Origin of the sequence: uncultured Cytophaga sp. (assembly GCF_937863595.1) — a bacterium.
GTDB lineage: Bacteria > Bacteroidota > Bacteroidia > Cytophagales > Cytophagaceae > Cytophaga.
Genome location: NZ_CALMGQ010000025.1, coordinates 1 through 8,905, shown reverse-complemented (window position 1 = coordinate 8,905; position 8,905 = coordinate 1). Strand labels below are relative to the sequence as shown.

Here is an 8,905-nt window from a genome sequence, read left to right as displayed (position 1 = left end):
GTTGAAAAGCATAATGGATTAATTTCTGCAACGGGTGTAAAAGACCAAGGGGCAGAGTTTACAATTTTATTGCCCTTATTTAATACAAAAAATAAAAATGTTTAATATGATAGAATTTTTGTTGGTGGATGACGATAATGACGATTCAGATTTGATTGTTGAAGCACTTAATGAAATGGATATTCCCGTTAATTATACCTATGCAATGGAAGGAGCGGATGCCGTTAAAATGATTGATGGTGGCTATGTGCCAAATATCATTTTCTTGGATATTAATATGCCTGGAATGGATGGCTGGCAGTGTTTAAAGCAATTTAAAAGCAATCAAGCTGTTAAAGATGTTCCTGTTATTATGTATTCTACATCTTCCTTTCAACATGAAATTGATAAAGCATTTGAACTTGGAGCACTTGCTTTTTTTACCAAACCCAATCATTATTCCTTATTGAAAAAGAATATTTGTATTGTGTTAACGGCTTTGCAAGACAATGAAATTAATTCTCTAAATAAAACAGTCATTGAATCAATTACTCCTTCAGAAAGAAGACCTTGAATTATATTTTATATAAGTTTGGCAATGCAACCTCTACGATAGTTCCTGCATGGAGAGTCGATTCTATATGAACGCTTCCTCGTAATTTTTCAGTAAATTCTTTTACTAGATACAGGCCTAAACCAGCGCCATCGCTTTTTTCAGATGCACGATAAAACATATTATATATATTCGGCATGTTTTTTTCATCTATACCGATTCCATTGTCTGAAATTTTAAGTATGATATTGTTTTTTAATTGAGAAACTTGAATATGAATGTATGGTTGCACTTTTTTTAAATCTGCATATTTAATTGAATTCAATAAAATACTATTTAGTATAACTTCTACGCGATAAGGGTCAGAGTAAAATGGTACAGAGTAAGTGGAATCCGTAAGTATTTCTATTTGATTAAACCCAGTAAGGGATTCGAATTTATGGATCGACTTCTCGATCGATTTTTGTAAATCAATTTCAATTACCTCAACTTCATGGCGTGCATTTTTAGTTTGATCTACCATTTGCTCAATAGTAGTATTTAATCGATTCACACATACGCTCATCATATCATGTAGCTCTGGGAAATTAGATTTTTTTTCATCTATTTCAATCAGATTTAATAAGCCACTTATAGTTGATATGGGACCTCTTAAACTATGTGAAATGCTATATATAAAAGAATCCAATTCTTTATTTATCTTCAGTATGTGTTTGTTTTGTTCTGTTAATTCAACAAGTGTTTGAATTTCCTTATGCTTCATATCGCGTTGACTGATCGCATTCATGATGGCTATAGGTAGTCTGGATAAATTTGATTTTAGAATATAATCGTCTATACCATGCTTTAAACAACTTACAGCAAATTCTTCAGATACAGCTCCTGTAACGAGTATAAAGGGGATATTCAATTTTGTTTCTACACAAATTTTAAATGCATTGATTGAATTAAATTGAGGTAAGGAATGATCCGATAAAATGATATCAGGTTTAAATTCTTGAAGTCCGTAGACGAATGTCTTTTTAGAATCTGCTTGATAGAGTTCATAATTCAAGCCACTTTGTTTTAATACATGTTCAATAATCTCGATATCATCGACAGTATCTTCTAAAATTAAAATTTTAATATGTTTTTTGTTGATTTCCATAGTATATTCAATAGCTGGTGAAAATATAGCTATCCTATACGAAGAAATCAAAGATTGGAATTTTGCCTTAAACCAAAAAATGATTAATGTTTTACATTATTCCCATTTTTATTTACATCAATATATTTAAAATCTGTAAATCTTAAATCTAACATGTTCTTTTATGCATGAATAGTCTGTTTTTTTTGATATTTTTATAAATGAAATTTACTACAGATAATAAAATTTTAGCTGGCTTGTCTGCGTCAGCAATCGTTTTGATCATTATTGCTTTTATTTCCTATAATAATGGAACCAAATTAAAAGAAACTAATGCTTGGGTAGATCACAGCCATAAAGTTTTATATGGCTTGGAACAAATTTTACTAATAGAAACAAATGCTGAAACTTCCATTCGTGGTTTTGTTATTACGGGTAATGAAAACTTTTTGATTCCTTACTCTAAAGCAGTTGATGCTATAGATTTAAACATCATTCGGATAAAGGAATTAACAGCAGATAATCCCATTCAACAAGAACGATTAAATAGTATCCGAAGTTTGGTCAATAAACATTTGGTTTTTTTAGATAGTTGTAAATACTTCAGAGAACAAGATTTTGAGCATGCCCAAAAATTAGTGAGTTCTGAAAAGGGACGTTTGTTGATGGTTAATATTCGAGAAACAGTTTTAGAAGCAAAAAATATAGAACAAAAACTTTTGGATCAACGTCAGTTAGCGAGTGAAAACAATACGCGAGATTTCAATATGGTGTTTATTACACTTATTGTTTGTATAGTATTGGTTTTAATCGGTGTTTATTTTCTTGTGATGAATAATTTAATCACATTACGTAAAGCAGAAAAAGAAACTTCAAATAAAAATTGGAGTTTGGAAGGAACCGCGGAGATAGCCTTACGAATGCAAGGTAACATGGAAATTTCTGATCTCGGAGAAGCGATACTCAAGCACTTTGTAAGTTATATAAAAAGTAATATTGCTGCTTTGTATATTGTTAATGGAGAAGTGAATTCTTTGAAATTAACGAATAGTTATGCATTGGCAAGTTCTAAATATATAGGCGAACGGGTACAATTTGGGGAAGGTCTAGTAGGTCAAGTGGCAAAAGAACAAGAAGTACTTTGTGTCGATGACATACCAGATCAAAATTTTGTAATGCAAGCCTCTATTGGTGAAATTAAGCCATCGCATATTTTGATAGCTCCAATTCTTTTTGAAGACGAAACTGTTGGTGTGATAGAACTGGGTAGTATGTTTCCTTTTACAGATACACATAAAAAATACATTGAATTGGTTTTGCCGAGTGTTGCTATAGCAATTACTTCAGCGAAAGATCGAGAACGTGTAAAAGATCTTCTTAAAGAGACACAACAACAAGCAGAGGAATTAGAGACACAACAAGAAGAACTCAAACAATTCAATGAAGAATTGCAAGTTAAAACAGAATTATTGGAGAAGTCTGAAGCTGAGCTTCGTGCGCAGCAAGAAGAACTGCATCAAAGCAATGAAGAGTTAGAAGAAAAGGCCAACTTATTGGAGGAGCAAAAAGAAACGCTTGAAAATGCCAAACTTCAAATTGAAACAAAAGCACGCGAATTAGAATTAAATAGCAAATACAAATCAGAATTTTTAGCAAACATGTCGCATGAATTGCGAACACCCTTGAACAGTATTCTAATTCTTTCTCAATTATTGGCAGACAATAAAAACAATACACTTAGTCAAAAAGAAGTTGACTTCGCACATAATATTGCAAACTCAGGAACTGATTTACTTGAGTTAATAAATGAAATCTTAGATCTTTCAAAAATTGAATCAGGTAAACTTGATTTAGAAATTGAAGAAATTCCATTAAACAGAATACGAAATAGTATACACGCAATGTTTGATGAAGTGGCTAAAAAGAAATCAATCGATTTTACGGTAGATTGTTCGGATGAAATATCGCAAAAAATTATTCAAACAGATCGGCAACGTATGGAGCAGATATTGCGCAATCTGCTTTCAAATGCATTTAAGTTTACCCCAAATAAAGGAAATGTAACTCTTGAAATATCAAAAGTTAATGAAAAAACAATTCTGAAAAGTAGAAATTTATCTCCTGGAAATTGTTTGGCGTTCAAGGTTACTGATACGGGTATCGGCATTCCGAATAATAAACAACAACTAATTTTTGAAGCTTTCCAACAAGTGGATGGCTCAACCAAAAGAAAGTACGGTGGTACTGGGCTAGGTTTATCTATTAGCAGAGAACTGTGTGCAGCTTTAGGTGGTGAAATTCATTTATCTAGCGAAGAAGGCAAGGGAAGTAGTTTTACTTTATATCTTCCAATTGAATTTGATGAATCATTTATAGGTGTATCTGAAAGAGTGGTAACCCATAATATTGAAAAAATAAGAGGTATAGATTCAAATAAAAAAACAGCATCAATTAGACTTGATGATATTGCAATCCCGGAAGAGCTAGAAATTATAACAGATGATCGCTATTCGATTGTTGAGAACGATAAAGTTGTTTTGCTCATGGAAGACGATTTGGTCTTTGCAAATCTGATGCTAGATTTTTTAAGAGAACGCAATTATAAAGGCATTATCGCTACACGGGGCAATACAGGTTTAAACTATGCACGCCAATATAGACCTGATGCGATTATGCTGGATATGAAACTGCCCGTATTAGATGGTGCTGAAGTGTTGAAACAATTAAAAAATGATCCTGCGCTAAGACATATTCCTGTGCAAATTATCTCTGGCTATGATCGGAAGCGGGAAGGACTTGAACTTGGAGCCTTCGATTATATTCGCAAACCTGTTACCAAAGATATATTATTAGGTGCGCTTGATAAAATGGTGGATTTTGGGAATAGAAAATTAAAAAAATTGCTTGTTGTTGAAGACAACGAGACACAAAATATAGCTATCAAAGAATTGATAGGAAATGGCGATGTAAAAAGCTATTCAGCTTATTCAGGAGAAGAAGCCTATGCAATGCTTACATCTGAAGTGTTTGATTGCATCATTGTAGATTTAGGCTTGCCAGATATGTCTGGGTTTGATTTGATTGAAAAAATTAAAGAAAATGCAGCCATTAAATCCATTCCTATTATTGTATATACTGGAAGGGAATTGAATCATGAAGAGAAAACAATCTTAAACAAATTAGCAAGTGCTGTTGTTTTAAAAACAGCAAATTCTCAAGAGCGTTTGTTAGATGAAACTACCTTGTTTTTACATCGAGTAGAATCCAAGTTGCCAAAAGACAAGCAAAATATAATCCGTAAACTTCATAAAACGGAAGAAATACTTAAATTTAAAAAGGTGCTTGTTGTTGATGATGATATACGTAATGTGTATTCCTTAACAAATGCATTGGAAGAGCAAGAAATGACCTGTTTTGTTGCTGAGAATGGAAGAATTGCTTTAGAAGTTTTGGCAGCAAATCCATCCATTGAACTCGTGTTAATGGATATCATGATGCCTGAAATGGATGGCTTTGAAGCGACGAAGGAAATTAGAAATATGCCTGAATTTAATAAGATTCCCATCATTGCAATCACAGCGAAAGCTATGAAAGGAGACAGAGAGAAATGTCTTGCTGTAGGGATGTCCGATTATATTTCTAAGCCAATAAATATGGAACAATTACTTTCCTTATTAAGGGTGTGGTTATATAAATAAAATATCTTTAAACATGTTATGAGTTTACCAACTTCTCAATCGTACCAATTTTCTCAAGAAGAATCCCGTTTATTCCTAGACTCTATAAAGTTTATGTATGGCTACGATTTTACTGAATATGCAGAAGCTTCTGTAAAAAGAAGAATTATCAATTTTATGCATGTTCATAAAATTGAGACTTTACAAGAATTAAGTAAGTTGTTACTGAAAGAAGAAAGTATGTTTGAAATATTCATTCAAGAGCTTTCGGTCACTGTTACTGAAATGTTTCGAGATCCTTCTTTTTATAAAAGCTTACGTGAAAATGTTATGTCACGTTTGGCTACGTATCCCGTTATAAAGGTTTGGGTTGCTGGTTGCGCTACAGGGGAAGAAGTATATTCCATTGCCATTTTATTGAAAGAAGAAGGACTACTGGAGCGTTCAATAATTTATGCGACAGATATAAATCAAAAATCTATTTCTATTGCCAAAGAAGGTTTGTATGCAGTAGATAATATGAAATCGTATACGAGTAATTATAATGAAGCAGGAGGTAAAAAATCATTGTCGGAGTATTATATTTCTAAATACAATGCTGTATTATTTGATAAATCACTCAGACAAAATATTGTTTTCTCACCACATAATTTAACAGTTGATAAATCTTTTAATGAGTTTCAATTGGTAATTTGTAGAAATGTGTTGATCTATTTCAATCAAGAATTGCAAAATAAAGTGATTAATTTATTTCATGATAGTCTCTGTTCATTTGGTTTCTTAGCTCTAGGGAATAAAGAATCACTTCTGTTTACGGATAAAAAGAAAGACTTTGAAGATATTGATAAAAAGGAACGCATATTTATGAAAATTCAATAATGGAAACTGCTTCAGATAATTCATTTTTAGCAATTGCCATTGGCGTTTCTGCAGGTGGCTTACATGCGCTAATTCATATATTGAGCGAATTGTCAGCAGATTTTCCTATTCCTATTATTGTGGTTCAGCATCGAGGGAAAGATTATAAAGACTTACTTGAGCAAGTTTTGCAATCAAAATGTTTATTGCACATAAAGCAAGCAGATGAAAAGGAACAAATTGAAAAAGGATATATATACATTGCACCAGCAAATTATCATTTGTTGATTGAAATGAATAAAACATTTTCTTTGACATCCGATGTCTATGTAAAATATAGTAGACCATCTATTGATTTGTTGTTTGAAACTGCTGCAGAAGCATATAAAAGAAATTTACTTGGTATCCTATTAACAGGTGCCAGTAGTGATGGGGCAGAAGGCTTATTAGAAATTAAGCGACAAGGTGGCTATACCATTGCGCAAGATCCTAAAACAGCAGAATACCCATACATGCCTCAAGCTGCAATAGCTATTGGAGCGGTACAAAATATTTTAACTCTTGATGAAATCAAGTCCTACTTAGAAGAAATTTATGAAAGAAGGTAAATCCACCATATTAATTATTGACGATATAGCGAGCAATATTTATGCATTGGAAAATTTGTTAGCAACCGATAATCGTACATTCTTGCAAGCGACCTCCGGAAATCAAGGTTTAAAAATAGCCTTGAATCAGCCGGTAGATTTGATAATTCTGGATGTTCAAATGCCAGAAATGGACGGCTTTGAAGTAGCTAATATGCTTAAATCAAATAAGCGAACAAAAGATATTCCCATCTTATTTGCATCGGCTGAATTTAAAGAACAGAAAAATATTCTTAAAGGTTTGGAAGAAGGAGCTATTGATTATTTATTTAAACCCTTAGATCCTGAAATAACCAAAGCCAAAGTTACAATGCTTATTCAGCTTGAGCTACAGCGTAAAAAATTAGTTGAAACAAACAATGCACTTGAGAAATCTTATATCTTAATTAATAATTGCATTGATATTATTTGTACCATTGATGCAACAACATTTGAGTTTGATGAATTTAATGTTGCCATGTCTGATATATTAGGATATACGCCCAAGGAAATTTCAAAACATACATTATTGTTTTATTTATCAGATGAAGATAAAATACGTGTTAGTGATTTTAAAAAATCAGATGAAAAAACGTTGTCTTTTGAAACAAAAGTAATGTGTAAAGATCAATCCTATCGATGTTTACAATGGAATATATTGATAAAAGGAGAGAAGTGGTTTTCAAATGCACGCGATATTACTGAACGCAAAAAGAAAGAAATAGAAATTATTCGATTAAACGAAAATTTGCGAGAAAATGTAATTCAATTAGAAAATTCAAATACAGAATTGGAATCTTTTTCCTATTCTGTATCCCATGATTTGCGGGCCCCTTTGCGTGCAATAAATAATTATTCACAAATGCTTGAAGAGTCTGCTGGGACAGAAATGAATGAAAAGTCTCTACGTTTTTTAGGTAACATTAAACGTAATGCAACTAAAATGGATCATTTAATTGATGATTTATTGGAGTTCTCTCGACTTGGGAAAAAAGGGATTGACAAGCAACCAATAGAATTGAAAGAATTAGTTCAAATTTGTTTGGATGAGATACCACATGCAAACCCGAATTTAACTATTAAAATTTCTGACTTGCCAATAGTTCAAGCAGATTATAGCTTATTAAAACAAGTGATGGTAAATTTACTTTCCAATGCTATTAAATATTCAAACAAAAAGGAAAATCCTACTATTGAGGTAGGAACATTTGCACATGAAGGCATGCATGCGTTTTATGTAAAAGATAATGGAGTAGGTTTTGATATGCAGTATATGGATAAATTGTTTGGAGTATTTCAACGCCTCCACAGTAATAAAGAATTTGAAGGTACTGGTGTAGGATTGGCTATCGTAAAAAGAATTATTGAGAAGCATGGTGGCAAAGTATGGGCCGAAGCTAAAATAGATGAGGGGGCTACCTTTTTTGTTACGATGCCGTTATAATAATAGTACTGTGATTTTTATAACAATTTACAAAATAGCTGTAAGTAAATTGGTCGATTTTTTTTCAAATTTGTTTAGATCATTAATACAAACAAAACGATATAAACAGTACGATTATGGCAACTAAATTAGGTATCTCAGAAGAAAATATTAAAAAAAGTGTGAACATGTTATCCGTTGCATTAGCAGACGAAATGACATTGTATGTTAAAACACGAAAGTTTCATTGGAATGTTTCTGGACCTAGCTTTATGGAAATGCATTTATTGTTTGAAGGACAATATAAAATCCTGGAAGAGGTTATTGATGAAATTGCAGAACGTATAAATAAATTAGGTTCTCATACAATTGGTACCATGGAAGAGTTTGGTAAGACTACACGTTTAAAAGAAACTCCAGGAAAATATCCCGCACAAAAGGATATGATTAAAGAATTGCTTGCTGATCACGAAACACTTATTGTAGCTTTAAGAAAAGATATTGATGAAGATAGTGACGTTGGTACTACAGATTATTTTACTAAAGTGATACAAGAGCATGAAACGATTGCTTGGAAACTCAGAAGATATTTAAACTAGACTTTAATACACTAGCGTTGCGTCTTAATTAAAAGATTTTCAGTTGTATATCAATTTGATCCGT

General features: G+C 32.2%; 7 protein-coding genes. 6 read left to right on the top strand and 1 reads right to left on the bottom strand.

Features of this window, described 5'->3' with window-relative positions:
• Positions 1-106 precede the first annotated feature (106 nt).
• Positions 107-553: a response regulator gene (locus Q0543_RS02115; RefSeq protein ID WP_299248401.1), complete on the top strand. Its 447-nt coding sequence runs from the start codon at positions 107-109 to the stop codon at positions 551-553.
• 1 nt (position 554) lies between these two features.
• Here the strand turns inward: Q0543_RS02115 and Q0543_RS02110 are convergent, their stop codons facing one another.
• On the bottom strand, positions 555-1,679 hold the full coding sequence (locus Q0543_RS02110; protein ID WP_299248399.1) for a hybrid sensor histidine kinase/response regulator: 1,125 nt from the start codon (positions 1,677-1,679) through the stop codon (positions 555-557).
• Between the two features lie 200 nt (positions 1,680-1,879).
• On the opposite strand from Q0543_RS02110, the gene Q0543_RS02105 reads away from it, so the two are divergent.
• The 5 genes from Q0543_RS02105 to Q0543_RS02085 all read left to right on the top strand — a co-directional run bounded on the left by Q0543_RS02105 (position 1,880) and on the right by Q0543_RS02085 (position 8,841).
• On the top strand, positions 1,880-5,356 hold the full coding sequence (locus Q0543_RS02105; protein WP_299248396.1) for a response regulator: 3,477 nt from the start codon (positions 1,880-1,882) through the stop codon (positions 5,354-5,356).
• A gap of 18 nt (positions 5,357-5,374) precedes the next feature.
• The gene (locus Q0543_RS02100) at positions 5,375-6,214 is read left to right on the top strand and encodes a protein-glutamate O-methyltransferase CheR (RefSeq protein ID WP_299248393.1); all 840 of its coding nucleotides are present in this window, start codon (positions 5,375-5,377) and stop codon (positions 6,212-6,214) included.
• Positions 6,214-6,801 carry a chemotaxis protein CheB gene (locus Q0543_RS02095; RefSeq protein ID WP_299248390.1) on the top strand — a complete coding sequence of 196 codons (588 nt, stop codon included), beginning with the start codon at positions 6,214-6,216 and terminating at the stop codon, positions 6,799-6,801. The genes Q0543_RS02100 and Q0543_RS02095 overlap by 1 nt, the downstream gene beginning before the upstream one ends.
• Positions 6,788-8,263 carry an ATP-binding protein gene (locus Q0543_RS02090; RefSeq protein WP_299248387.1) on the top strand — a complete coding sequence of 492 codons (1,476 nt, stop codon included), beginning with the start codon at positions 6,788-6,790 and terminating at the stop codon, positions 8,261-8,263. The genes Q0543_RS02095 and Q0543_RS02090 overlap by 14 nt, the downstream gene beginning before the upstream one ends.
• A 116-nt stretch (positions 8,264-8,379) precedes the next feature.
• Positions 8,380-8,841, top strand: coding sequence for a DNA starvation/stationary phase protection protein (locus tag Q0543_RS02085; protein ID WP_299248384.1), 462 nt, complete (start codon positions 8,380-8,382; stop codon positions 8,839-8,841).
• Positions 8,842-8,905: the final 64 nt, after the last annotated feature.